Source organism: Bradyrhizobium sp. GCM10028915 (genome assembly GCF_042666195.1).
GTDB lineage: Bacteria > Pseudomonadota > Alphaproteobacteria > Rhizobiales > Xanthobacteraceae > Bradyrhizobium > Bradyrhizobium canariense_D.
Map to the genome: position 1 here is coordinate 248,008 of NZ_JBHTFN010000044.1, position 21,673 is coordinate 269,680.

Consider the following 21,673-nt stretch of genomic DNA (forward strand, 5'->3'; position numbering starts at 1 on the left):
TCCGCACGGCCAGTTCCGCACGGCAAGGCCGGATGGCGCGCGAGGAGGCGGACGATCGCGTTTGCGACGGGACGAATTCAATAGCGGCGGGATGATGCCATCATGCAGGTGTTTTGCCCGACGAGTCAAACGGCGGGTCTTCCTTCGCACTGCAAAGAGCTGCGCTGTAAGTCCTTGATCCGACAGCGCCCCGCTACTGTGCATGGGGTTGTTTTCGCGTTTTTTGTTTGGCAGGTCACAAAAGCGTGCCGCAAAAACTTGCGTCGGCCTGTCGGCCCACCATGTTCCCATTCGTCTTCCACCCAGACAGATCTGACGGGAGACCAAAATGAACGCTTCCTCCTATCGCTGGGTGATCGTCGCCGCGGGCGGCTTGCTCGGCTGCGTCGCCATCGGCGGCATGTTTTCGCTGCCGGTATTCCTGCAGCCGATCGCAAAGGACACCGGCTGGTCCGTGACCGGCATCTCCAGCGCCATGACGATCGGCTTTCTGGCAATGGCCTGCACCAGCATGGTCTGGGGCACGTTGACGGACCGGTTCGGGCCGCGGCTGGTGGTGCTGACGGGATCGACGGTGCTGACCGTGAGCCTGTTCGCGGCGAGTCACGCCACCTCGCTGCTGGCGTTTCAGTTCGTCTTCGGGCTTCTGGTCGGAGCGTCCTGTGCGGCGATCTTCGCGCCGATGATGGCGACCGTGACCGGCTGGTTCGACACCCATCGCAGCCTCGCGGTCTCGCTGGTGTCGGCCGGCATGGGCATGGCGCCGATGACGATGGCGCCGCTCGCGGCCTGGCTCGTCTCCGGCCATGACTGGCGCACCTCGATGCAGATCGTGGCGCTGGTGGTCGGCGCCATCATGATCCCGGTCTCGTTCCTGGTGCGCCGCCCGCCGGCGCTCGCGCACGCCGTGGCCGCGCCTGCGGGCGAGGGCGCCGTGCAAGGTGAGATGTCGATGGGAGAGGCGCTGCGCTCGCCGCAATTCCTGATCCTGCTCGCGACCAATTTCTTCTGCTGCGCCACCCATTCCGGCCCGATCATCCACACCGTCTCCTATGCCGTGAGCTGCGGCATCCCGCTGGTCGCGGCGGTGACGATCTACAGCATCGAAGGCTTTGCCGGCCTTGGCGGACGCATTGCCTTCGGCCTGATGGGTGACCGCTTCGGCGCCAAGCGCGTGCTCGTCTCGGGCCTGCTGTTGCAGGCGTTCGGCGCACTCGCCTATGTCTTCGCGCACCAGCTTGCGACGTTCTACGCCGTCGGGGCCGTCTTCGGCTTCATTTATGCCGGCACCATGCCGCTCTACGCGGTGCTGATCCGCGAAAATTTCCCGCTCAAGATGATGGGCACGGTGATCGGCGGCACCGCCATGGCCGGCAGTCTCGGCATGGCCACGGGCCCGCTCGCCGGCGGCCTGATCTACGATGCGTTCTCGAGCTACGCTTGGCTCTATATCGCCTCCTGGGCGATGGGCCTCGGCGCCTTCCTGATGGCGATGAATTTCAAGCCGTTCCCGAAGCCGCGCGCGGATTTGGCGCCGGCGGCAGCGTAAGCAAGTTCATCGAGGCACAGCGCTAGAGCTGCGCCTCGATCGCGGGCTTGTCGATGATGGACCACACGTGCCGTATTTTTCCGTCGTGAAATTGATAGAACACGTTTTCACAGAAGGACATGCGCCTGCCGTTCACATCCAGCCCCAGAAACGTTCCAGCCGGTGTGCAATCGAACTTCAGCCGGGCGGCGATATGGGGCGGATCGCAGACCAGCAGCTCGATGTTGAAATGCAGATCCGGAATTGTGCGAAAATCCTGCTCCAGCATGGCACGATAGCCGGACAGTCCGAACGGTCGCGCATTGTGGGCGACATCATCGTGGACGAACTGTCCGAGGGCGGGCCAATCCTGCCGGTTCAGGCAGGCGATGTAGTCGCGGTAGATGTCGGCGAGGTCGGACCTGGTCATGGCGTGCTCCTGCGGCTCCGGCCCTAACGCGGCAACGAGAGAAAAGGCGCAGGCGCTCACAGACGTTTTTCGAAGAACAGGTCCGGGTAGGGATCGTCATTGAAGCGGGGGATCTCGCTCCAGCCGCTTCGTCGGTAGAGCTGGCCGGCTTCCGCCAAGGCGCTGTTGGTGTCGAGCCGCAATAGCTTGATGCCGAGCCCGCGCGCGGCGTTCTCGGTCATGTCCATCAGGCGCCGGCCGAGCCGCAATCCGCGCGCCGCCGGTGCGACCCACAGCCGCTTGATCTCGGCATAGCCGTGATCGGTGCCCTTGAGCCCGACGCAGCCGACCGGTAGCGTGTCCGACATCGCGACGATGAACGTGCCGCGCGGGCGGCGCATATCCTTGGCGTCGGGATCGCGCGACAGCGAGACGTCGAACCCCTGCTTGAAGCGGCGGCCGAGCTCGCCATAATATTCGCCGAGGCAATAGCGCGCCTGTTCGCTCCGCGGGTCCATCTCGTCCAGCGTGACGCGCTCGCGCGTCAGCGCGGAAGCAACCAAATCCATCGCCGCCAGCAGCGCCTCGCGTTGCGCATGTTGGGCGAGGAAGCCCTCGGCCTGCGTATTCGACAGCGCCTCGTAGGCCGCGAACTCGCGCCGGCCCGCACGCGTCAACGTCGCGACGCGACGGCGCGCATCGTCCTCATGCGCATTGGTCTCGACCAGCCCTTCGTCCTCGAGGCAGCGGAGGAGGCGGCTCATCAGGCCGGAATCGAGGCCGAGATAGTCGCGAATCTCGGCCACGTCCGAACGTCCATGCCCGATCGCGTTGAGCACGCGCGCCGCCCCCAGTGGCCGCCCGCGTCCCAGGAATGACGTGTCGAGCGCGCCGACAGCGGACGTGACGGCACGATTGAAGCGGCGGACGCGGGAAACAGGGTCGAGCATGATATATCTGACTTTAGTCAGACATATCATCGAAGTCAATCAGTGCACGTTTTCGCTTCACCAGCGAACTGCGCTTCAATCCAGGCCCAGGACCTTGCGGGATTTCCGCGTGAGTTTCGCCGCGATCAGCGCGTGCGCCTGCGCCAGATAGGCCGTGAGCTCGGCGTCCGGCAGCGCGTTGTTGCCGACGAGTTGCACCCATTTGGCGCGCGCCAGATAGGGCGCCGGCCGCGCAAGGCCGTGCTCGATCAGCATGGCATAGGCCATGTTCGAGACCTTGAACATGTAGCCGCCGGAGCGCGCGGCAAAGCCGCCGCCGAGTGCGAACATCTTGCCGCCGACCTTGAACACGGAGGTACCCTCCCACTGCACCACCTTGGTGACGGCGGGCAGGCGCAGGCAGCGGGTTTCGAAAGTTTTGGGAGTCATCGCCTAAGCGATAGCACAGCGTACGCGGCTTGCAACGCCGCAACGATGGAGCGCCTCTGCGTGCCGCACCGCGTCCGCGATACGAGAGGAACGACCCCACTTGTATCGTGCCGTCCGATCCCCCACACTCCACATCACTCAATCAGTCACAGGAATAAGGTCATGGCTCGCATTCGCTGTATCACCGAGATGGGGATGGGCGTCGACGTGCACGGCAGGGACGCCACCAAGGCGGCGAAGCGTGCCGTTTCTGATGCCATCAGGCATTCGAGCCTCGGCTTCTTCCGGATGATCGACAAGACTGCGAACGACATGTTCGTCGACGTCACGATCGCGGTGCCGAATCCCGAAGCCGTCGACAAGGACGCGGTCGCGAAGGAACTGCCTTACGGCACCGTCACCGTCAACGCGGTGAAGGGCGGGCTGGAGATTCCCTCGGCTGCGGAGCAGGGCAACGACCCCATCCTCATCGCCAATGCCGCCGTCATCGTCAGCTTCGATAAGGACTAGGCCGGTGTCCGACGGTGACGTGACCCTACTGGATCGCCCGATCTGGAGCGCGCTGACGACCAGCCACAAACATCTGGCCGAGGGTGGCCCGGGAGCGCTGCGCTATCCGGTGGACGTGACGCCTTTTGCCGACATGGTCGACATGTCCGAGACGAGCTTTGCCGAGCTCGGCAATCTCCTGTCGGGCTCGCAGGTCGCCGCGCTGTTCACACCCGAGGCCGTCGACGTTCCCGCCGGTTTCAAGGTCGTGCTGGCCGGACCCTGCGAGCAGATGATCGGCTCCCCGGCCGATAGCCCGCTTCGCGATGCCGAGATCGTCCGGCTGGGTGCAGCCGACGTTCCCGCCATGATGGCATTGACGGAGTTGACGAAGCCCGGTCCATTCGCGCGGCGCACGCACGAACTCGGGACGTTTCTTGGCATCCGCGCCGGCGGCGAATTGGTCGCGATGGCCGGCGAGCGCATGAAGCCGGGCAATTTCGTCGAGATGACGGCCGTCTGCGTCCACCCTGATCATCGGGGGCGGGGCTACGCGCAGGCGCTGCTGGCGGCGGTCGCGCGGCAGATCGAGGCGCGCAGCGAAATTCCGTTCCTGCACGTGTTCTCGAGCAACTCGTCGGCCATCGCGCTGTACCAGCGGCAGGGGATGCGGACTCGGCGCCGCCTGCACGTGACTGCGTTCATGAAGCAGAGATGAGCCGCGCCGTCCGGTCAGGCTTCATATCTGGCGAATTCACGCTATATCGATCCCAACCATCATTGGGGAAACACATGGACGCCAGAACACCTGATTTTTCCGCCATGCGGACAGCAATGCAGAGTTACGTCGATCAGGAGATCATTCCGGGTGCATCCTGGGCGGTGCTGCGGGGCCGCGAGGTCGTCGATCAGCAGTGCGTCGGTTTCGCCGATCGCGAGACCAGCACCGCGCTGCGGCCCGATCACATTTTTCGCGCCTTCTCCAATACCAAGATCTTCGTCACCTGCGCGATCATGCTGTTGGCCGAGGAAGGCCGCATCGGGCTCGATGACGTTGTCGAGAAATTCCTGCCGCAACTCGGCAATCGCAAGGTTCTGAAGCCGGGCGCTTTGAGCCTTGCCGACGTCGAACCGGCGAAGAGCCCGATCACGATCCGGCAGCTTCTGACCCATACCTCCGGCCTCAGCTACGGCATCTTCGATCCCGGCACGGTGCTGTTCAAAAGCTATAACGAGGCACGCGTTCTCAATCCGTTGACGCCGCTGACTGACATGATCGACCGGCTCGCCGATCTGCCGCTGTCCTTTCATCCCGGCGCGTCCTGGGAATATTCGGTTGCGACCGACGTCCTCGGGCGCGTCGTGGAGGTCGTCTCCGGCAAGCCGCTCGACGCCGTGCTCAAGGCGCGCATTTTCGAGCCGCTCGGCATGACCGACACCGGCTTCCACGTGCCGGACGCGCAGCAGGGCAGGCTGGTCGCGCTCTACAACGGCACGGATGTCCTCGATCCCATGAAGCCCGGCCTCACCCGGGCCGACGACCTGCCTTATCCGCAGGCCTATCGGCGGCAGTTCCCGCGGCTGTCGGGCGGCGGCGGACTGGTCTCGACCTTGCCCGACATGCTCGCTTTGATACAGGCGCTGCTTCCCGGCTCGGATGCTCTGCTGAAGCCGGAGACGCTGCGGCAGATGACGACGAACCAGCTGCCCGCCGGCGAGAACATTCGCTTCGCCAATCTCGGCCCGATCCCCGGCAAGGGCTTTGGCCTCGGCGGCGCGGTCACCTTCGCGCCGATGCCGTTCGATCCCCCGAATTCGACCGGCGAATTCCAGTGGGGCGGCCTCGCCGGCACCCATTGGTGGATCTGCCCGCAGGCCAATACCGCCGGTGTGCTGATGACGCAGCGCTACATGGGCTTCTGGAATCCGTTCTTCTTCGAGTTCAAGCGTCTGGCCTATCAGGCCGTCGGAGGCTGATCGCGAAAAAAATTGCAGGTTGCCGCGAATCCTTTCCGGTCGTCGCGCCCTCTCTTGACGGTCGAGGCATTTTGCTTCGGCTCATCTCGGAGAATGTGATGGCATTTTACAGAAAGAACATCGGCGGCCTGCATCAGGCCGTGCGGATCGCCTTTGGCGTCGCGGTGGCGGTCGCGGCGGTCGTGTATCTCACCGGCGCTGCGGCGTGGCTGGTTGCACTTGGCGGTGCCGGCTTCGCGCTGACCGGCCTCGTCGGCTATTGTCCGATGTGCGCGATGGCCGGCATCGGAAGAGGAGGCGCGTCGTGAGCGCGGCTGGGATCTCGCCGGACCTGTTCGAGGCCGCGCGCCTCGGCGATCCCCAGGCGATCGCGTCTCTGCTCGAGACGGCGCAACCGAACATCCGCCGCTACGCCCGCGCCACCTGTCGCAGCTCGGCGGACGCCGAGGATGCGACGCAGGAGGCGCTGTGGATCCTGTTTCGCCATGTCGGCACGATCCGCTCGTGGCTGGCGTTTTCGGCCTGGCTGTTCAGTGTGGTCCGCCGCGAATGCCTGCGGCTTGCCCGCAAGGCAGGCCTCGCGCCGGCGATCGACGACGGAGAGGCGGAGGCGCTGCTGCTGTCGCGTCCTGAGGCCGATTTGCGGATCGACATCGCGGCGGCCTTCGAGGCGCTGCCGCCGCACTACCGCGACGTCGCGCTGATGCGCGACGTCAAGGAAATGACCATCGATGAGATCGCCGTCGCGCTCGGCGCGACCCGGCAGACCGTGAAGGCACGTCTGCATCGCGCCCGCGCCCTGATGCGCGAATATCTGACGAGATGAGCCATGACCGATTATCAAAGACGTGACGACCTGAAATCTATCCCGGCCTTCGTGGCGCTCGCGCCGGTCGAGGCCAACGCGTTCCTTGCGTTCAACCACGCGGTCGAGCGCAAGGACGGATTGATTCCGCCAAAATATCGCGAGCTGATCTCGCTCGCGGTCGCGCTCACCACGCAATGCGCCTATTGCCTCGACGTGCACACTGCGCAGGCGGCGAAGGCCGGTGCAACGCGAGAAGAAGTCGCGGAAGCCGCGTTGATTGCGGCCGCGGTTCGCGCCGGCGGCACGCTCGGCCATGCGTTGTTGGCGCAGCGCCTGTTCGAGCGACATCGGGGCGAGGAACTGGGATAGAGGAGCGGGCGGATGTCCCGCAGAGATCAGGAACTTGCCAAACTATCTCGGCCTCGACGGATTTCGCTTCGGCTGGGTCGTCGCCTGGATCGACCAGCGCGGCGATCACGGCTTTGATTATTCGCCGGGTCTTGCGCGGCTGCTCGCGCTGCCGCATGCCGGGGCGATGATCGACATGCCGATCGGATTGAAATGGAGTGGTTATCGCATCTGCGATTTGCGCGCACGCGAGCTGGTCGGTCCCGCCGTGTTTCTCGGCGCCCGCCGCGATCTCTGGACGTTCGCCGATATGGCGGCAGCCAATCGCCACTACTGGGAGCGCGAGGGCAAGGGCAGGGGCGTATCGGCGCAGCTCTGGAACATCAGGGACAAGATCAGGGACGTCGACGCGATCATGACGCCGGCGCGGCAGGCGACCATCGGCGAAGCGCATCCGGAATTGATTTTTTGGAATTTGGCTGGGCGGGTCCGGCTTGCAAAGAAGACATCGGCGGAGGGCCGCGGGCAGCGCATCGCACTCCTGCAGCAGCGCGGCTTCGGGCGCTTGCCGACATGGCTGACTCAACGACATGGCACCGGCATCGGCGGTGACGATCTGATCGACGCCTGTGCCTGCGCGATCGCGGCACGCGACAGCACGCAGCGGTTCGGCGGGGAGGAGACCGATCCGCGGGGCTTGCGGATGGAGATCAATTATTGAGGCCGTCGGGGTGCGAGGAGCCGGGAAAAAGCTGCAATTTATTTGAAGCTTGCAGGAACAGACGACGGCTGGCCCGCGTTCCTCGTGCGAACCGAACACGGAGAAGCTCGTCCGATGAGGGATGTCAGTCAGTTCGCGACCGCGATGCTTGCGCTCGTCTTCACCGGAGCACTGCTCGTCACCGGCCAGCTCTTCATCGAGCAACGCGCACAGCGCGATGTGATGCACGCCACCAACCATTTGCTGCGGCCATTGTGACCTGTACGGGAAAATGACCTGACTACTCGACCTTGCGTCGTTCGTCCGCTCGCCTAGACTAGGCGGCATCTCATGAACGAAGCCGGGGTCCTGATGTCCGATCTGTCCGCCTTTCCCATCACCAAGCGCTGGCCGGCCAAGCACCCGGAGCTGCTCCAGCTTTATTCGCTACCGACGCCGAACGGCGTCAAGGTCTCGATCATCCTGGAAGAGATCGGGCTTCCCTACGAAGTCCATCTCGTCGATTTCGGCAAGGATGACCAGAAGACGCCGGAATTCCTCTCGCTCAATCCGAACGGCAAGATCCCGGCGATCCTCGATCCCGATGGTCCCGGCGGCAGGCCGCTGCCGCTGTTCGAGTCCGGGGCGATCCTGCAATACCTCGCGGAGAAGACCGGCAAGCTGCTGCCGCAGGACGCCGCGCGCCGTTATCAGACCATCCAGTGGCTGCATTTCCAGATGGGCGGCATCGGGCCGATGTTCGGCCAGGTCGGCTTTTTCCACAAATTCGCCGGCAAGGACTTCGAGGACAAGCGGCCGCTCGAGCGCTACGTGGGCGAAGCCAAGCGGCTGCTCGGGGTGATGGAGATGCATCTTGCCGGCCGGCAATGGTTCATGGACGACGATTACACCATCGCGGACATCTCCATGCTCGGCTGGGTGCGCAACCTCATCGGGTTCTACGGCGCCCGCGATCTCGTCGAGTTCAGCCAGTTCAAATCCGTCGCCGCCTGGCTCGACCGCGGGCTGGCGCGTCCGGCGGTCGAGCGCGGGCTGAACATTCCGAAGCGGCCGTGAGATCAGGTTAGCGCCTTTTGGGTCATGTAGAGCGCCATCAGCAAGATGAGGGCGATCAAGACCCGGCGCAGCACCGATTTGCTGACGCCATTAGCCGCGCGTGCGCCGAGATCGGTGCCGACCCAGAGGCCGGCAAGGATGCCGATGATGGCAGGCCAGCCGACCATGAGGCCCTTGCTCCAGTAGATCCAGGCCGCCGGAATATTGGTCGGGATGACCGAGAAGACGAGGCTGACGAGCTGGGCCTGATGCTGCGGCACCCGCAGGCCCGCCGCGAGCCCGACGGTGATCGCGAGCCCACCGCCGATGCCCATGAAGCCGGAGGAAAATCCGGCAAGCATTCCGATGAGGAGCAGCGGCAGCCAAGGCAGCTTGTCTCGGTCGCAGGTCTCATTGCTTTTCTCCTCGCGGTCGCTGCGCAGGATCAGGAGAGCGATCAGCGCGACGAGATAGACGACGTAGGTCCATTGCAACACCGAGTCGGAGACTGCGGCCGCAGCGTAGCCGCCGCCGGCACCGCCGAAGAGAAACCCGATGCCGATCCAGACGATCCACAGCAACGGGCTGCGATTGCCGCTCTGCCAGTAGCGGCGAACGCCCGCGAGTCCCGTCGGTGGAACCTGCGTGATCAGCGATGTCCCCTGGGCGACGTGTTGCTCGGCGCCCAGTAGCAGTACGCTGAAAATCACGAGGCCGCCTCCGGGACTCGTGCCCATGAAGCCCGATGTCAGCCCGCCGATGAGGCCGACCCCAATGCCTGCGAGCAGATCATGGACCCACGACATCGCTCAGCTCCTGGTCCGTCGCTTGACGTCGGCCTTTGTGGTGCGAAATCCATCGATCACGCTGGTCACGGCCGCCATGCAGGCCTCGATGTCAAAATCCTGGCCCCAGCATTTTTGCAGCACAAAACCCTGGAAGATCGCGATCAGCACGCGCGCGATCGCTTCCGCACCGAGATCGCGTTTGATGAGGCCGCCATGCTGGCCCCGCTCGACCAGGGCGACGATCAGGGCGCGGGGTATGTCGATGCCTTCCACGACGCTGGTGCGGACGCGGCGGTTGCGTAGGGCTTCGGCCCAGCCATGGATGCCGACACGGCGGCGCGCTTCGCCGGCGGAGTCGGTGAGCCATTGCGCGTAGACGCCGACCAGCGCGTGAAGTCCTTCGATCGGATCGCCGGATCCTTGCGCGACCGAATTGAGCACGGCCTCGCGCCGATGCCGGTCGTCGGCGAGTGCCTCGATCAGATCGTCCTTGCTCTGGAAGTAGAGATAGACCGCACCGTGGCTCAGCCCCGACCGTTTGACGATGTCGGCCATCCCGGTCTGGTGAAAACCGTCCTCGGCGAAGCAGGCAAGGGCGGCTTCGAGAATCTGCTGCCGCCGGCCTTCACGTTGCTTGTCGCTGATTTTCGGCATTCGGCCATCCACAAAAAACTGACAGATCAATCGTTTAGTCGTTCTGCAGGACAAGCGGTTCCGTAGCACTGGATAAGATAAAAAACGATCAGTCAGTCATTTTTAGCTCAAAGAGTATCGTGGTCAAGCCCGAGGAACCGGGGGCCGGGAACGAGGAGGTGAACCTTAAAGGGCGCCCCCGGCGGCCAGGAACCGCCCCTTGAGCGCGCGGTGCTAGAACAGCCGTCCGCCGTTCGGCACGGGCTTGCTCGGCTGCACCAGCACGACCTTGCCGTCGGCATCGGGGAAACCGAGGGTCAGCACCTCCGAGACAACGGGGCCGATCTGGCGCGGCGGGAAATTCACGACCGCAGCCACCTGTTGGCCCACTAGCGTTTCAAGCGGATGATTTTCGGTGATCTGCGCCGAGCTCTTGCGCACGCCGATCGCGGGACCGAAGTCGATCCACAGCCGCCAGGCCGGCTTGCGCGCCTCGGGGAACGGCTTTGCATCGACGATGGTGCCGACGCGGATATCGACCGCGAGAAAAGTGTCGAAGTCGATGGTCGGCGATGCGGTCGCGGCTGGATCGTGGGTGACGTGCATGGAGTGTCCGTTCGAAGAGCTGGCATCGTTTTCGCAATATTGTCGCGCGAACCGGAGTTGCGTACAACGCCTTGGGATCACGATACGACGCATGCGCGAGGAACGCTTTGCCCAACATCATCTACGGCATCAAGAACTGCGACACCATGAAGAAGGCGCGCGCCTGGCTCGACAGCCATGGCGTCGCCTACGCGTTTCACGACTACAAGACGGCGGGCGTGGAGAAGGACAAGCTCAAGCAGTGGAGCGAGAAGGTCGGTTGGGAGACGCTGCTCAACCGCGCCGGCACGACTTTCAAGAAGCTGCCCGATGCCGACAAGGAAGGCCTCTCCGAGAAAAAGGCGCTGGCGTTGATGCTAGCGCAACCATCGATGATCAAGCGGCCGGTGCTTGAAGTCGGCGGCAAGCTGCTGGTCGGCTTCAAGCCGGAGATCTATGCCAAGGAAGTCACGACCAAGGAAGCCGCCGCCAAATCGCGCTGACCGCTAGTTCAGCTCGATGATCTCGGTGGGAACACCTGAGCCCTGCTGGTCCGCGAACTCGACCAGTTCGGCCGGCGCGATGCGGCCCGGGGTGCGATGGAACAGGTCGTGGTCGATCACCGCGCGCAATCTCGGGCGCGGCAGCGCGTCATTTCCGCGCATCAGATTCTTGATCTCGAAGCCGCCGTCCTCGCAGAAGGTCTTGAGCGACGCGATGATGTGACAGACCTTGCCGTCGCTCTGGAACGGCAGCAGCAGGCGCTCATAGGCGACGATACGGCCGTAGATGTCATCGACGTCGGCAACGCTGTAGACAGGCAGCCCACGCGCCACGCATTCATGATAGACCGGCATCACCAGGGGCGCGAGACGCGGCCCGATATAGTCGTCGAGCAGAACGCCCTTGCCGGTGTGTCCATAGGCGCGCGAGATGCGCGTGCCTTCGCTCTGGATGGTCAGACGCGGTGTCGGCATCGACGCATCCACCGTATAATAGATCAGATCGGAGAGCTCTTCCTCGAGCCGCGCAGGCTGGTACTCCCAGATCGCCGGGGCCGTCTGCTCGCGCGCATAGAGCCGCAGCCACGTGTTCAGGAGATCACGCTGCCTGATCGACTTGACCACGGAAGGAGCCGCGCTTGCAAAATCCAAGACAATATTCCCGGCGAATAGAAATTCCGGACGCATGAAACGCGCGCATGATCCTCGCTGCGGGAAAATTTTCTATGAAGGCTGGCGCATGGAACGAAAGACCGTTAACGACGGCTTGATGACCGGCGCTTTGCGAACCGGGAAGCCGGGCAGGCGCGACATCAAAACATGTCCGACTAAGGGAGCATAAGTCTCCCGGCCGGAGGCCTGACCTGCTCAGCTTTCCGCCTTGCCTAACCCCCGTCACCTCCGGCATATTCCGCGCCCGGAGGCGGCGTTCCGGATGGGCTCCAGGGAGTGGCTCCAAGGGCCTCCGGAAAGCCGAAGCAACAAGGATAGCCACGCGCGTTGTGCGGGCAGGGGGAAAACTGTTTGGCCGATGAGTTCATTCTCGAAACGGAAGGCTTGACCAAGGAGTTCGCGGGCTTCTTCGCCGTCCGCGACGTTGCGCTCAAGGTTCGCCGTGGGAGCATTCACGCGTTGATCGGCCCGAACGGCGCCGGCAAGACGACGTGCTTCAATCTTTTGACCAAGTTCCTCAAACCGTCTGCCGGAAAAATCCTGTACAAGGGGCAGGACATCACCGCGATGGCGCCCGCCGACGTGGCTCGCCTGGGGCTGGTTCGCTCGTTCCAGATCTCGGCGGTATTTCCCCATCTCACCGCGCTGGAAAACGTGCGCGTCGCGCTTCAGCGCCAGCACGGCAGCTCCTTCGATTTCTGGCGCTCCAAGTCCGTCCTCAACCAATTCAACGATCGCGCGCGCGAGCTGTTGAACGACGTCGGCCTCAGCGAGTTTTCCAATACGCCCGCGGTCGAGATGCCCTACGGGCGCAAGCGCGCACTGGAGATCGCAACCACGCTCGCGCTCGACCCGGAGATGATGCTGCTGGACGAGCCGATGGCCGGCATGGGCCACGAGGACATCGACAAGATCGCGGCGTTGATCAAGCGCATCTCCGCGAAATACACCATCCTGATGGTCGAGCATAATCTGAGCGTCGTTGCCAATCTCTCCGACATCATCACCGTGTTGACGCGCGGCCAGGTGCTGGCGCAAGGCCATTACAGCGAGCTCACCAAGGACGAACGCGTCAAGGAAGCCTATTTGGGAGCCGGTCATGGCTGAGACTGCAACGGCGGAAGCTCCCGCAAAGGCCGCGAGCGGCGGCAACCTCCTCCAGGTCCGCAACCTCGAAGCTTGGTACGGCGAGTCCCACATCCTGCACGGGATCAACTTCGACGTGAACGCGGGCGAGGTCGTCACCCTGCTCGGGCGCAACGGCGCCGGCAAGACCACCACGCTGAAGTCGATCATGGGCATCATCGGCAAGCGCACCGGCTCGGTGAAGTTCAATAACCAGGACATCATCCGCACGACCTCGGACAAGATCGCGCGGATGGGAATCGCGTTCTGCCCGGAAGAGCGGGGAATTTTCGCCAGCCTCGATGTCCGCGAGAACCTGCTGCTGCCACCGGTGGTGCGTCCCGGCGGATTGCCGCTCGAGCAGATCTTCGATCTGTTTCCGAACCTGAAGGAACGGCTCAACAGCCAGGGAACCAAACTCTCCGGCGGCGAGCAGCAGATGCTCGCGATCGCGCGCATCCTGCGCACCGGCGCGAACTTCCTGATGCTGGACGAGCCGACGGAGGGTCTCGCGCCCGTCATCATCCAGCAGATCGGCCACACCATTGCGCGGCTCAAGAAGGAGGGTTTTACGATCCTCCTGGTCGAGCAGAACTTCCGGTTCGCATCCACTGTCGCTGACCGCTATTACGTGGTCGAGCACGGCAAGATCATTGACGGATTTTCCAATGCGGAGCTCGCCGCCAACATGGACAAGCTCCACACCTATCTCGGTGTCTAGAACTGCCAACAAGAAGATTCATAGGGAAGTAGCATGATGACAAAGTCGATTGCGTCGTTTCTGCTCGGCACGGCGCTGGCCGTGACCACCGCGGGCGTAGCCTTCGCGCAGGACAAGACCGTCAAGATCGGCGCGCTGTCCGATCAGTCCGGGCTCTATGCCGATCTTGGCGGGCCGGGCTCGACGCTCGCCGCGCAGATGGCCATTGAAGATTCCGGTCTGGCTGCGAAGGGCTGGAAGATCGACATCATCTCGGGTGATCACCAGAACAAGCCCGACATCGGCACCGCGATCGCGCGGCAATGGTTCGACGTCGACAAGGTCGACCTCATCGTCGACGTGCCGAATTCCGGCGTGGCGCTCGCGGTCAACAACGTCATCAAGGAAAAGAACGGCGTCTATATCAACTCGGGCGCGGCGACCTCGGATTTGACCAACGCGCAGTGCTCGCCCAACACGGTGCACTGGACCTACGACACCTACATGCTTGCCCACACCACCGGCCAGGCGCTGGTGAAGGCCGGCGGCGACACGTGGTTCTTCCTGACCGCGGACTACGCCTTTGGCGCGGCGCTGGAGCGCGACACCACCGCTGTCGTTACCGCAAATGGCGGCAAGGTGGTCGGCGGCGTCAAGCACCCGCTGAACACGCCGGACTTCTCGTCCTTCCTGCTGCAGGCGCAGGCTTCCAAGGCCAAGATCATCGGCCTTGCCAATGCCGGCGGCGATACCACCAACACGATCAAGCAGGCGGCCGAGTTCGGCATCGTCAAGGGCGGCCAGAAGCTCGCGGCGCTGCTGCTGTTCCTCACCGACGTCAAGGCGATCGGGCTCGAGACCGCACAGGGCCTCAACTTCACCGAGACCTTCTACTGGGACATGAACGACCAGACCCGGGCGTTCTCGAAGCGCTTCGCCGAGAAGATGAAGAACAACGCGCCGCCGACCATGGTGCAGGCCGGCGTCTATGCGGGCGTGCGTCACTATTTCAAGGCACTGGAAGCGCTCGGCGGCAACCCGCATGACGGCGTCAAGGTCGTCGAGAAGATGAAGTCGATGCCGACGGAAGACGATCTGTTCGGCAAGGGCGAGATCCAGCCCAACGGCCGCACCATCCACAATGCCTATCTGTTCGAGGTGAAGAAGCCCTCCGAGTCCAAGGGACCGTGGGACTTCTACAAGCTGGTCGGCACGGTGCCGGGCGACCAGGCCTTCACGCCGCTGTCCGAGAGCAAGTGCGCGCTCTTGAAGAAGTAAGCTAACCGCCCGCAGGCCATCAGGCCTGCGGGCGACTTTCAGGGAACGCCGAAGGGACCAGGTGCGGGATCGATGCAGGCTCTTTACGCTCAGCTACTGGTAGGACTGATCAACGGCTCGTTCTACGCGCTGCTCAGTCTCGGGCTTGCCGTGATCTTCGGCATGCTCAACATCATCAATTTCGCCCATGGCGCGCTCTACATGATGGGCGCGTTCGTCGCCTACTTCCTGCTGAACCTCGGCGGCATCAACTACTGGTGGGCGTTGCTGCTTGCGCCTGTTATCGTCGGCATCTTCGGCATGATCCTGGAACGGACCATGCTGCAATGGCTGACCGGGCTGGATCATCTCTACGGCCTGCTGCTGACCTTCGGCATTGCGCTGATCGTGCAGGGCGTGTTTCAGAACTACTTCGGCTCCTCCGGCCTGCCTTACGCCATTCCGGACCAGCTCAAGGGCGGCATGAATCTCGGCTTCATGTTCCTGCCGGTCTATCGCGGCTGGGTCGTCATCTTCTCGCTGGTGGTCTGCATCGCGACCTGGTTCCTGATCGAGAAGACGCGGCTCGGCGCCTATTTGCGCGCCGCCACCGAAAACCCGACGCTCGTGCGCGCCTTCGGCGTCAACGTGCCGCGCATGATCACGCTGACCTACGGCCTCGGTGTCGGCCTTGCAGCGCTCGCCGGCGTGCTGTCGGCGCCGATCAACCAGGTGCGGCCGTTGATGGGCGCCGACCTCATCATCGTGGTGTTCGCGGTGGTCGTGATCGGCGGCATGGGATCGATCATGGGGTCCATCATCACCGGCTTCGCGCTCGGTGTGATCGAAGGCCTGACCAAATATTTCTACCCCGAGGCCTCCAACACCGTCGTGTTCGTGCTGATGGTGCTGGTGCTCTTGGTGAAGCCAACGGGATTGACGGGAAGGGCGGCCTGATATGACAGCCTTGACGGACGACACGCTGCCGGTAACCCCGCGCGCGATCCGCGACGAGATGATCGTGTTCGTGGTGATGGCGCTGCTGCTGGCTTCGGTGCCATTCACGGGGGTCTACCCGTTCTTCGTGATGCAGGCGCTGTGCTTCGCGCTGCTCGCCTGCGCCTTCAACCTGCTGATCGGCTACGGCGGTTTGCTGTCCTTCGGCCATGCGATGTTCCTGGGCACGGCCGGCTATTGCAGCGCGCATGCGCTGAAAGTATGGGCGCTGCCGCCGGAACTCGGCATCCTCGTCGGGGTCGCCGGTGCCTTCGTGCTCTCGCTCATCACGGGCTATATCTCGATCCGCCGCCAGGGCATCTATTTCTCGATGATCACGCTGGCGCTGTCGCAGCTCTTGTACTTCATCTACCTCCAGGCGCCGTTCACCCATGGCGAAGACGGCATCCAGGGCATTCCGCAGGGACGCATGTTCGGCGTCTTCGATCTGACCAAGCCCACCGTGCTCTACTACGTGGTGCTGGTCGGTTTCCTCGCCGGCTTCCTGCTGATCTTCCGCATCATCAACTCGCCGTTCGGCGAAGTCCTCAAGGCGATCCGCGAGAACGAGCCGCGCGCGATCTCGCTGGGTTACCGCACCGATCAGTACAAGTTCCTGGCTTTCGTCCTGTCGGGCACGCTGGCCGGCTTTGCCGGTGCGCTGAAAGTCTTCGTGGCGCAGAATGCCTCGCTCACCGACGTGCACTGGTCGATGTCGGGCGAAGTCGTGCTGATGACGCTGGTCGGCGGACTCGGAACCGTCTTCGGTCCCGTGGTCGGTGCCTTCGTGATCATCGCCATGCAGCAATATTTGGCGGGGTTCGGCCAATGGGTGACCGTGATCCAGGGCTCGATCTTCGTGATCTGCGTGCTCACCTTCCGCCGTGGCGTCATCGGCGAAATCGCGCATTACTTCCGGCGGTCGCTGTAAGTCATTGATATAATAGAAGATGTGTTGACGCGCGAAAGCGGTGGATGATCCGGCTCCACGGGCGTGAGGTGGCACGCGCGTGGATCGAAAATGGTCTATGACAGTTTCATGACGGCCCGCTTGGGCCAGGCCATCATCCAACCGGTAGTCTCTCCCCCATGATGCGATTGTTTCGCGCTTTCCTGCCGAAGGAAGAACGGTTCTTCGACCTGTTCGACCGCCACGCCCAGACCGTGATCCAGGGCTCGATCGCGCTCCAGAGCATGCTCAACGGGGGCGAGGAGACGCCGGTCTATTGCCAGCGCGTCAACCAGTTCGAGAACGATGCCGACAACATCACCCGTGAGGTGCTGACCGCGGTGCGCCGCACCTTCATCACCCCGTTCGACCGCGGCGACATCAAGAACCTGATCACCTCGATGGACGACGCCATCGACCAGATGCAGCAGACCGCCAAGGCCGTGATGCTGTTCGAGGTCCGCAGCTTCGAGCCGCCGATGCGGGAGATCGGCGGGCTTCTGATCGAATGCGCCAATCTGGTCGGCCGCGCGCTGCCGCTGATGCAGAAGATCGGTCAGAACGTGGCCATGCTGACCGCGATCACGGAAGAGCTTGGCAAGCTGGAAGGCCGCGTCGACGATCTCCATGATATCGGGCTGAAGGAACTGTTCCTCAAGCATCGCGGCGGCAACGCGATGGACTTCATCGTCGGCGCAGAGATCTACGACCATCTCGAGAAAGTCGCCGACCGCTTCGACGACGTCGCGAACGAGATCAACAGCATCGTCATCGAGCAAGTTTAGGGCAGGGGCCACGCCGTGGATGTTGCGCTGGGTCTTCCCGTCCTGGTCGGATTGATCGCCGTCGCGCTGCTGTTCGACTTCCTGAACGGCCTGCACGACGCCGCCAATTCGATCGCGACCATCGTCTCGACCCGCGTGCTGCGGCCGCAATACGCGGTGTTCTGGGCCGCGTTCTTCAACTTCGTCGCCTTCATGGTGTTCGGGCTGCACGTTGCCCAGACTATCGGCACCGGCATCATCGATCCCGCGATCGTGGATGCTCAGGTGATCTTCGCCGCGCTGGTCGGCGCCATCGTCTGGAACCTGGTGACATGGGCGCTCGGCATCCCATCGTCCTCGTCTCATGCATTGATCGGCGGCTTGTTTGGTGCCGGCGTGGCCAAAGCCGGCCTTTCAGCGGCGGTCTGGAGCGGGTTGTCCAAGACGGTGATCGCCATCGTGCTGTCTCCGCTGGTCGGCTTCCTGCTCGCGATGGTGCTGGTCGCGATCGTCTCCTGGGCCTCGGTGCGCTCCACGCCCTTTGCCGTGGATCGCGCCTTCCGCATCCTGCAATTCGCCTCCGCCTCGCTCTATTCGCTCGGCCATGGTGGTAACGACGCTCAGAAGACCATGGGCATCATCGCCGTGCTGCTCTATTCGCAGGGCCAGCTCGGCGGCGAATTCTTCGTACCCTTCTGGGTGGTGCTCTCGTGCCAGGCCGCGATGGCGATGGGGACGCTGATGGGCGGCTGGCGCATCGTCCGCACCATGGGCCTGCGCATCACCAAGCTGACCCCGATGCAGGGCTTTTGCGCCGAGACCGGCGGTGCCGCGACCCTGTTCATGGCGACCTTTCTCGGTGTTCCGGTCTCGACCACCCACACCATCACCGGCGCCATCGTCGGCGTCGGCGCGGCCCGCCGCCTCTCGGCGGTGCGCTGGAACGTCGCCAGCTCGATCGTCTATGCCTGGGTGATCACGATGCCGGCCTCGGCCATCGTCGCCGCACTGAGCTGGTGGGCGGTCAAGATCTTCGTCAGGTAACCAGCTTCAGTCCGACAATGCCGGCGACGATCAGCCCGATGCTGGCGAGGCGGAACGCGGTGGCCGGCTCGCCGAACAGGATGATGCCGAGCGTCGCGGTGCCGACCGCACCGATGCCGGTCCAGACCGCATAAGCGGTTCCAATCGGCAGCGATTTGAGAGCGAGCCCGAGCAGGATGATGCTGCCGGCCATGGCGCCGAGCGTGAGGATTGACGGAACGAGCCTGGTGAACCCCTCGGTATATTTGAGGCCGATCGCCCAGGAGATCTCCAGCAGACCGGCGACGAACAGGATGCTCCAGGCCATGACGACCCTCCATTCAAGGCAGGGTCGTCCCCGCGACTGGTGTGCTGATAGCAAGGGAAGGCCGTCCCTCCCAACCCAAGCCCGATATGGGGCTGGCCGGAAGCCTCCGCAATCACCAGATCAGGCTTGATCAGGCTCATTTTCCCTGCCAAACGCTGCCGCAATGTCCGACATCGCCACCACAGCCGAATCGACGGCCCGTTCCTCGCTTGCCGCTGAAGTGTCGCGGCGGCGTACCTTTGCCATCATCTCGCATCCGGACGCCGGCAAGACCACGCTGACCGAAAAGCTGCTGCTGTTCGGTGGCGCCATCAATCTGGCCGGCCAGGTCAAGGCCAAGGGCGAGCGGCGCAACACGCGTTCGGACTGGATGAAGATCGAGCGCGAGCGCGGCATCTCGGTCGTGACATCGGTCATGACTTTCGAGTTCGAGGGCCTCGTGTTCAACCTGCTGGACACGCCGGGCCACGAGGACTTTTCGGAAGACACCTATCGCACGCTTACGGCGGTCGATTCCGCCGTCATGGTGATCGACGCCGCCAAGGGCATCGAGGCGCGCACCCGAAAGCTGTTCGAGGTATGTCGTCTTCGGGATATCCCGATCATCACCTTCATCAACAAGATGGACCGCGAGAGCCGCGACGTCTTCGAGCTCCTCGACGAGATCGAGAAGACGCTGGCGCTCGATACCACGCCGATGACCTGGCCTGTCGGCCGCGGCCGCGAGTTCCTCGGCACCTATGACGTCGTCAATGGCGGCGTGCGCCTGCTCGAAGGCGGTGGCGCCAAGACCGGCGCGGCGCAGCAGATCGAGATCGCCGAGCTCGCCAAGCTCAATGCCAATCTCGACGTGTCGGCGGTCAAGGACGAGCTCGAGCTCGTCACCGCGGCTTCAAAACCGTTCGAGCTCGAAGCGTTTCGCGAGGGCCATCTGACGCCGGTTTATTTCGGCAGCGCGCTGCGCAATTTCGGCGTCGGTGACCTGCTGCAAGGACTCGGCAAGTTCGCGCCCGAGCCGCGCGCGCAGGAGAGCGACCAGCGCAAGGTCGAAGCCACCGACCCGCGCATGAGCGCCTTCGTGTTCAAGATCCAGGCCAACATGGATCCCAACCACCGCGACCGCATCGCTTTCGCCCGCCTCTGCTCCGGCAAGCTGAGCCGCGGCATGAAGGCGAAGCTCGTGCGCACCGGCAAGAGCATGCCGCTGTCCAGCCCGCAATTCTTCTTCGCGCAGGACCGTTCGGTTGCGGACGAGGCTTATGCCGGCGACGTCGTCGGCATTCCCAATCACGGCACGCTGCGCATCGGCGACACGCTGACCGACGGTGAGGATTTCAACTTCGTGGGCGTGCCGAGCTTTGCGCCGGAAATCGTCCGCCGCGTGCGTCTCACCGATGCCATGAAAGCGAAGAAGCTGAAGGAAGCGCTTCAGCAGATGTCGGAAGAGGGCGTGGTGCAGGTATTCCGCCCGCGCGACGGCGCACCGGCGTTGGTTGGCGTCGTTGGCGCACTCCAGCTCGACGTGCTGAAGGCCCGGCTGGATGCGGAATATTCCCTCCCAGTCGAATTCGAGGTCAGCGAGTTCCAGCTCGCGCGCTGGGTCTCTTCGGACGACCGCAAGAAGCTCGATACCTTCATCGCTGCCAACACCTCCAGCATCGCCGACGATGTCGACGGGGATCCCGTCTATCTGGCGCGGAACGAGTTCTATCTCGGCTACACAAGGGAACGTGCCGAGGGCATCGAGTTCACCAACGTCAAGGACGTCAAGAAGAAGGGCTAGGGCGTAGCTCCGTCCGCTCCTCACCCTCCGCTGTCATGCCCCGGCTTGACCGGGGCATCCAGTACGCCGCGGCTTCCCGGCTCAATCACAGACGTCCCGGAGTACTGGGTCGCCCGGTCAAGCCGGGCGACGACACCGAGGTTGAACGCGAGCACGTGAACGCCGGCGATCTTGACGTTGTCGGAGGTAATGCCACGTTTTACTCTTGCGGTATTGTGAGATCGCATGATGTGGCGCGGCATCCTTGTTTTTCTCCTGCTGGCGATCTCGATCGTTGCCGCCGACGCGCGGCCGCGACAGATCAACCCAATTCCGTTTTCGCACGAGCCATGCAGTGTGCTCGACGGCCGGCCCTGCACGCCGTCCTATTGCAGCCCGCTTGAGCCTGGTCCCTGTATTCCCGAGATCGACTATCCCTATGGGCAGAACCTCCAGCTCACGATCCAAAGCGTGCCAGCGGACGCCGATCGCGCCAAATATCAGAAGCCCGATCACGATCTCGATACGATCGGCGATCTCTTCGCCGAGCTGCGCACCTGCTGGTCACCGCCATCGGACAATGCGCGCGCGGGCATGCAGATCGCCGTGCGTTTCAGCTTCAACAAATCGGGCGGCCTGATCGGCCCGCCGCGCCTGACCTATGCGACCGCAGGCGTCCCCGCCGAGACGAGAACCTCCTACCTCAATGCGATCAATTCATCGTTGAACGCCTGCCTGCCGCTGAAATTCACCGGCGGCCTTGGCGGTGCCATCGCCGGGCGGCCGATCGCGATCCGGTATGTCGACAATCGCGAGATCGGCAAGTAGCGCATCAGTTGCGACCCGCGGCCAATCGATGATACGCCATGGGCTGGGGCGCTGGTTGAGGGGAGA

29 protein-coding genes are annotated in these 21,673 nt (G+C 63.5%); 20 read left to right on the forward strand and 9 right to left on the reverse strand.

What is annotated here, in order from left to right; all coding sequences use genetic code 11:
• Nucleotides 1-328: 328 nt before the first annotated feature.
• Complete coding sequence (locus ACFQX9_RS21255) at nt 329-1,549, forward strand: MFS transporter (RefSeq protein ID WP_204510967.1); 1,221 nt, start codon at nt 329-331, stop codon at nt 1,547-1,549.
• 22 nt (nt 1,550-1,571) lie between these two features.
• On the opposite strand, the gene ACFQX9_RS21260 is transcribed toward ACFQX9_RS21255, so the two are convergent.
• From ACFQX9_RS21260 to ACFQX9_RS21270, 3 genes are all read right to left on the reverse strand, one after another.
• Complete coding sequence (locus ACFQX9_RS21260) at nt 1,572-1,958, reverse strand: ester cyclase (RefSeq protein WP_247297491.1); 387 nt, start codon at nt 1,956-1,958, stop codon at nt 1,572-1,574.
• A 56-nt stretch (nt 1,959-2,014) separates the two neighbouring features.
• The gene (locus tag ACFQX9_RS21265; protein ID WP_204510969.1) at nt 2,015-2,887 is read right to left on the reverse strand and encodes a bifunctional helix-turn-helix transcriptional regulator/GNAT family N-acetyltransferase; all 873 of its coding nucleotides are present in this window, start codon (nt 2,885-2,887) and stop codon (nt 2,015-2,017) included.
• A 75-nt stretch (nt 2,888-2,962) separates the two neighbouring features.
• Nucleotides 2,963-3,316, reverse strand: a complete 354-nt coding sequence (locus ACFQX9_RS21270; protein ID WP_085352880.1) for an MmcQ/YjbR family DNA-binding protein — start codon at nt 3,314-3,316, stop codon at nt 2,963-2,965.
• A gap of 162 nt (nt 3,317-3,478) precedes the next feature.
• Here ACFQX9_RS21270 and ACFQX9_RS21275 point away from each other — a divergent pair, with 162 nt between their 5' ends.
• The 9 genes from ACFQX9_RS21275 (at nt 3,479) to ACFQX9_RS21315 (ending at nt 8,715) form a co-directional block, all read left to right on the forward strand.
• Nucleotides 3,479-3,826 (forward strand): Lin0512 family protein, encoded by a 348-nt coding sequence (locus ACFQX9_RS21275; protein ID WP_026233749.1) that lies wholly within the window; start codon nt 3,479-3,481, stop codon nt 3,824-3,826.
• A gap of 4 nt (nt 3,827-3,830) precedes the next feature.
• Nucleotides 3,831-4,523: a GNAT family N-acetyltransferase gene (locus ACFQX9_RS21280; protein ID WP_085384875.1), complete on the forward strand. Its 693-nt coding sequence runs from the start codon at nt 3,831-3,833 to the stop codon at nt 4,521-4,523.
• Between the two features lie 74 nt (nt 4,524-4,597).
• Nucleotides 4,598-5,782 (forward strand): serine hydrolase domain-containing protein, encoded by a 1,185-nt coding sequence (locus tag ACFQX9_RS21285; protein WP_377790366.1) that lies wholly within the window; start codon nt 4,598-4,600, stop codon nt 5,780-5,782.
• A 98-nt stretch (nt 5,783-5,880) separates the two neighbouring features.
• The gene (locus tag ACFQX9_RS21290; RefSeq protein WP_247368788.1) at nt 5,881-6,090 is read left to right on the forward strand and encodes a DUF2892 domain-containing protein; all 210 of its coding nucleotides are present in this window, start codon (nt 5,881-5,883) and stop codon (nt 6,088-6,090) included.
• On the forward strand, nt 6,087-6,608 hold the full coding sequence (locus ACFQX9_RS21295) for an RNA polymerase sigma factor (protein WP_085352883.1): 522 nt from the start codon (nt 6,087-6,089) through the stop codon (nt 6,606-6,608). The genes ACFQX9_RS21290 and ACFQX9_RS21295 overlap by 4 nt, the downstream gene beginning before the upstream one ends.
• 3 nt (nt 6,609-6,611) lie before the next feature.
• Complete coding sequence (locus ACFQX9_RS21300; RefSeq protein ID WP_247368785.1) at nt 6,612-6,959, forward strand: carboxymuconolactone decarboxylase family protein; 348 nt, start codon at nt 6,612-6,614, stop codon at nt 6,957-6,959.
• Between the two features lie 34 nt (nt 6,960-6,993).
• Complete coding sequence (locus ACFQX9_RS21305; RefSeq protein ID WP_247368782.1) at nt 6,994-7,659, forward strand: DUF429 domain-containing protein; 666 nt, start codon at nt 6,994-6,996, stop codon at nt 7,657-7,659.
• 114 nt (nt 7,660-7,773) lie between these two features.
• Nucleotides 7,774-7,917, forward strand: coding sequence for a hypothetical protein (locus tag ACFQX9_RS21310; protein ID WP_162847292.1), 144 nt, complete (start codon nt 7,774-7,776; stop codon nt 7,915-7,917).
• A gap of 93 nt (nt 7,918-8,010) precedes the next feature.
• Nucleotides 8,011-8,715, forward strand: coding sequence for a glutathione S-transferase family protein (locus ACFQX9_RS21315; RefSeq protein WP_377791045.1), 705 nt, complete (start codon nt 8,011-8,013; stop codon nt 8,713-8,715).
• A 2-nt stretch (nt 8,716-8,717) separates the two neighbouring features.
• Here the strand turns inward: ACFQX9_RS21315 and ACFQX9_RS21320 are convergent, their stop codons facing one another.
• The 3 genes from ACFQX9_RS21320 to ACFQX9_RS21330 form a co-directional block, all read right to left on the reverse strand.
• Nucleotides 8,718-9,500 carry a sulfite exporter TauE/SafE family protein gene (locus ACFQX9_RS21320; RefSeq protein WP_247403129.1) on the reverse strand — a complete coding sequence of 261 codons (783 nt, stop codon included), beginning with the start codon at nt 9,498-9,500 and terminating at the stop codon, nt 8,718-8,720.
• A gap of 3 nt (nt 9,501-9,503) precedes the next feature.
• Nucleotides 9,504-10,136 carry a TetR/AcrR family transcriptional regulator gene (locus tag ACFQX9_RS21325; RefSeq protein ID WP_018459157.1) on the reverse strand — a complete coding sequence of 211 codons (633 nt, stop codon included), beginning with the start codon at nt 10,134-10,136 and terminating at the stop codon, nt 9,504-9,506.
• Between the two features lie 213 nt (nt 10,137-10,349).
• Nucleotides 10,350-10,721 (reverse strand): tRNA-binding protein, encoded by a 372-nt coding sequence (locus ACFQX9_RS21330; RefSeq protein ID WP_018459156.1) that lies wholly within the window; start codon nt 10,719-10,721, stop codon nt 10,350-10,352.
• A gap of 107 nt (nt 10,722-10,828) precedes the next feature.
• Here ACFQX9_RS21330 and ACFQX9_RS21335 point away from each other — a divergent pair, with 107 nt between their 5' ends.
• Nucleotides 10,829-11,203: an ArsC family reductase gene (locus ACFQX9_RS21335; RefSeq protein ID WP_018459155.1), complete on the forward strand. Its 375-nt coding sequence runs from the start codon at nt 10,829-10,831 to the stop codon at nt 11,201-11,203.
• Between the two features lie 3 nt (nt 11,204-11,206).
• On the opposite strand, the gene ACFQX9_RS21340 is transcribed toward ACFQX9_RS21335, so the two are convergent.
• Nucleotides 11,207-11,890 carry a PAS domain-containing protein gene (locus ACFQX9_RS21340; protein WP_018459154.1) on the reverse strand — a complete coding sequence of 228 codons (684 nt, stop codon included), beginning with the start codon at nt 11,888-11,890 and terminating at the stop codon, nt 11,207-11,209.
• A gap of 336 nt (nt 11,891-12,226) precedes the next feature.
• Here ACFQX9_RS21340 and ACFQX9_RS21345 point away from each other — a divergent pair, with 336 nt between their 5' ends.
• The 7 genes from ACFQX9_RS21345 (at nt 12,227) to ACFQX9_RS21375 (ending at nt 18,710) form a co-directional block, all read left to right on the forward strand.
• Complete coding sequence (locus tag ACFQX9_RS21345; RefSeq protein ID WP_018459153.1) at nt 12,227-12,982, forward strand: ABC transporter ATP-binding protein; 756 nt, start codon at nt 12,227-12,229, stop codon at nt 12,980-12,982.
• Nucleotides 12,975-13,721, forward strand: coding sequence for an ABC transporter ATP-binding protein (locus tag ACFQX9_RS21350; RefSeq protein WP_007609233.1), 747 nt, complete (start codon nt 12,975-12,977; stop codon nt 13,719-13,721). Before ACFQX9_RS21345 ends, ACFQX9_RS21350 begins: the two co-directional genes overlap by 8 nt.
• Before the next feature lie 33 nt (nt 13,722-13,754).
• On the forward strand, nt 13,755-14,978 hold the full coding sequence (locus tag ACFQX9_RS21355; RefSeq protein ID WP_018459152.1) for an ABC transporter substrate-binding protein: 1,224 nt from the start codon (nt 13,755-13,757) through the stop codon (nt 14,976-14,978).
• Between the two features lie 72 nt (nt 14,979-15,050).
• Nucleotides 15,051-15,914 (forward strand): branched-chain amino acid ABC transporter permease, encoded by an 864-nt coding sequence (locus tag ACFQX9_RS21360; protein WP_018459151.1) that lies wholly within the window; start codon nt 15,051-15,053, stop codon nt 15,912-15,914.
• A gap of 1 nt (nt 15,915) precedes the next feature.
• Nucleotides 15,916-16,884 (forward strand): branched-chain amino acid ABC transporter permease, encoded by a 969-nt coding sequence (locus ACFQX9_RS21365; RefSeq protein ID WP_007592084.1) that lies wholly within the window; start codon nt 15,916-15,918, stop codon nt 16,882-16,884.
• 158 nt (nt 16,885-17,042) lie between these two features.
• On the forward strand, nt 17,043-17,687 hold the full coding sequence (locus tag ACFQX9_RS21370) for a DUF47 domain-containing protein (RefSeq protein ID WP_018459150.1): 645 nt from the start codon (nt 17,043-17,045) through the stop codon (nt 17,685-17,687).
• Between the two features lie 15 nt (nt 17,688-17,702).
• On the forward strand, nt 17,703-18,710 hold the full coding sequence (locus tag ACFQX9_RS21375; protein WP_085395960.1) for an inorganic phosphate transporter: 1,008 nt from the start codon (nt 17,703-17,705) through the stop codon (nt 18,708-18,710).
• Here ACFQX9_RS21375 and sugE read toward each other — a convergent pair.
• Nucleotides 18,703-19,017: a quaternary ammonium compound efflux SMR transporter SugE gene (sugE, locus tag ACFQX9_RS21380; RefSeq protein WP_085395961.1), complete on the reverse strand. Its 315-nt coding sequence runs from the start codon at nt 19,015-19,017 to the stop codon at nt 18,703-18,705. The genes ACFQX9_RS21375 and sugE overlap by 8 nt on opposite strands.
• 163 nt (nt 19,018-19,180) lie before the next feature.
• Here sugE and ACFQX9_RS21385 point away from each other — a divergent pair, with 163 nt between their 5' ends.
• On the forward strand, nt 19,181-20,800 hold the full coding sequence (locus tag ACFQX9_RS21385; protein WP_085352891.1) for a peptide chain release factor 3: 1,620 nt from the start codon (nt 19,181-19,183) through the stop codon (nt 20,798-20,800).
• Between the two features lie 20 nt (nt 20,801-20,820).
• Here the strand turns inward: ACFQX9_RS21385 and ACFQX9_RS21390 are convergent, their stop codons facing one another.
• On the reverse strand, nt 20,821-21,042 hold the full coding sequence (locus ACFQX9_RS21390; RefSeq protein ID WP_157643098.1) for a hypothetical protein: 222 nt from the start codon (nt 21,040-21,042) through the stop codon (nt 20,821-20,823).
• Here ACFQX9_RS21390 and ACFQX9_RS21395 point away from each other — a divergent pair.
• On the forward strand, nt 21,029-21,607 hold the full coding sequence (locus ACFQX9_RS21395) for a hypothetical protein (RefSeq protein WP_026233744.1): 579 nt from the start codon (nt 21,029-21,031) through the stop codon (nt 21,605-21,607). The two genes, ACFQX9_RS21390 and ACFQX9_RS21395, sit on opposite strands and share 14 nt — an antisense overlap.
• The last annotated feature ends 66 nt before the right edge of the window (nt 21,608-21,673 follow it).

Excerpts from the sequence above, each read along its gene's own strand:
- ACFQX9_RS21360 (WP_018459151.1), top strand. The coding sequence starts at position 15,051 with ATGCAGGCTCTTTACGCTCAGCTACTGGTAGGACTGATCAACGGCTCG.
- ACFQX9_RS21300 (WP_247368785.1), top strand. The coding sequence starts at position 6,612 with ATGACCGATTATCAAAGACGTGACGACCTGAAATCTATCCCGGCCTTC.
- sugE (WP_085395961.1), bottom strand. The coding sequence starts at position 19,017 with ATGGCCTGGAGCATCCTGTTCGTCGCCGGTCTGCTGGAGATCTCCTGG.
- ACFQX9_RS21315 (WP_377791045.1), top strand. The coding sequence starts at position 8,011 with ATGTCCGATCTGTCCGCCTTTCCCATCACCAAGCGCTGGCCGGCCAAG.
- ACFQX9_RS21270 (WP_085352880.1), bottom strand. The coding sequence starts at position 3,316 with ATGACTCCCAAAACTTTCGAAACCCGCTGCCTGCGCCTGCCCGCCGTC.
- ACFQX9_RS21325 (WP_018459157.1), bottom strand. The coding sequence starts at position 10,136 with ATGCCGAAAATCAGCGACAAGCAACGTGAAGGCCGGCGGCAGCAGATT.
- ACFQX9_RS21285 (WP_377790366.1), top strand. The coding sequence starts at position 4,598 with ATGGACGCCAGAACACCTGATTTTTCCGCCATGCGGACAGCAATGCAG.
- ACFQX9_RS21310 (WP_162847292.1), top strand. The coding sequence starts at position 7,774 with ATGAGGGATGTCAGTCAGTTCGCGACCGCGATGCTTGCGCTCGTCTTC.
- ACFQX9_RS21320 (WP_247403129.1), bottom strand. The coding sequence starts at position 9,500 with ATGTCGTGGGTCCATGATCTGCTCGCAGGCATTGGGGTCGGCCTCATC.
- ACFQX9_RS21275 (WP_026233749.1), top strand. The coding sequence starts at position 3,479 with ATGGCTCGCATTCGCTGTATCACCGAGATGGGGATGGGCGTCGACGTG.
- ACFQX9_RS21350 (WP_007609233.1), top strand. The coding sequence starts at position 12,975 with ATGGCTGAGACTGCAACGGCGGAAGCTCCCGCAAAGGCCGCGAGCGGC.
- ACFQX9_RS21265 (WP_204510969.1), bottom strand. The coding sequence starts at position 2,887 with ATGCTCGACCCTGTTTCCCGCGTCCGCCGCTTCAATCGTGCCGTCACG.
- ACFQX9_RS21365 (WP_007592084.1), top strand. The coding sequence starts at position 15,916 with ATGACAGCCTTGACGGACGACACGCTGCCGGTAACCCCGCGCGCGATC.
- ACFQX9_RS21370 (WP_018459150.1), top strand. The coding sequence starts at position 17,043 with ATGATGCGATTGTTTCGCGCTTTCCTGCCGAAGGAAGAACGGTTCTTC.
- ACFQX9_RS21330 (WP_018459156.1), bottom strand. The coding sequence starts at position 10,721 with ATGCACGTCACCCACGATCCAGCCGCGACCGCATCGCCGACCATCGAC.
- ACFQX9_RS21355 (WP_018459152.1), top strand. The coding sequence starts at position 13,755 with ATGATGACAAAGTCGATTGCGTCGTTTCTGCTCGGCACGGCGCTGGCC.
- ACFQX9_RS21260 (WP_247297491.1), bottom strand. The coding sequence starts at position 1,958 with ATGACCAGGTCCGACCTCGCCGACATCTACCGCGACTACATCGCCTGC.
- ACFQX9_RS21290 (WP_247368788.1), top strand. The coding sequence starts at position 5,881 with ATGGCATTTTACAGAAAGAACATCGGCGGCCTGCATCAGGCCGTGCGG.
- ACFQX9_RS21255 (WP_204510967.1), top strand. The coding sequence starts at position 329 with ATGAACGCTTCCTCCTATCGCTGGGTGATCGTCGCCGCGGGCGGCTTG.
- ACFQX9_RS21385 (WP_085352891.1), top strand. The coding sequence starts at position 19,181 with ATGTCCGACATCGCCACCACAGCCGAATCGACGGCCCGTTCCTCGCTT.
- ACFQX9_RS21390 (WP_157643098.1), bottom strand. The coding sequence starts at position 21,042 with ATGCCGCGCCACATCATGCGATCTCACAATACCGCAAGAGTAAAACGT.
- ACFQX9_RS21340 (WP_018459154.1), bottom strand. The coding sequence starts at position 11,890 with ATGCGTCCGGAATTTCTATTCGCCGGGAATATTGTCTTGGATTTTGCA.
- ACFQX9_RS21395 (WP_026233744.1), top strand. The coding sequence starts at position 21,029 with ATGTGGCGCGGCATCCTTGTTTTTCTCCTGCTGGCGATCTCGATCGTT.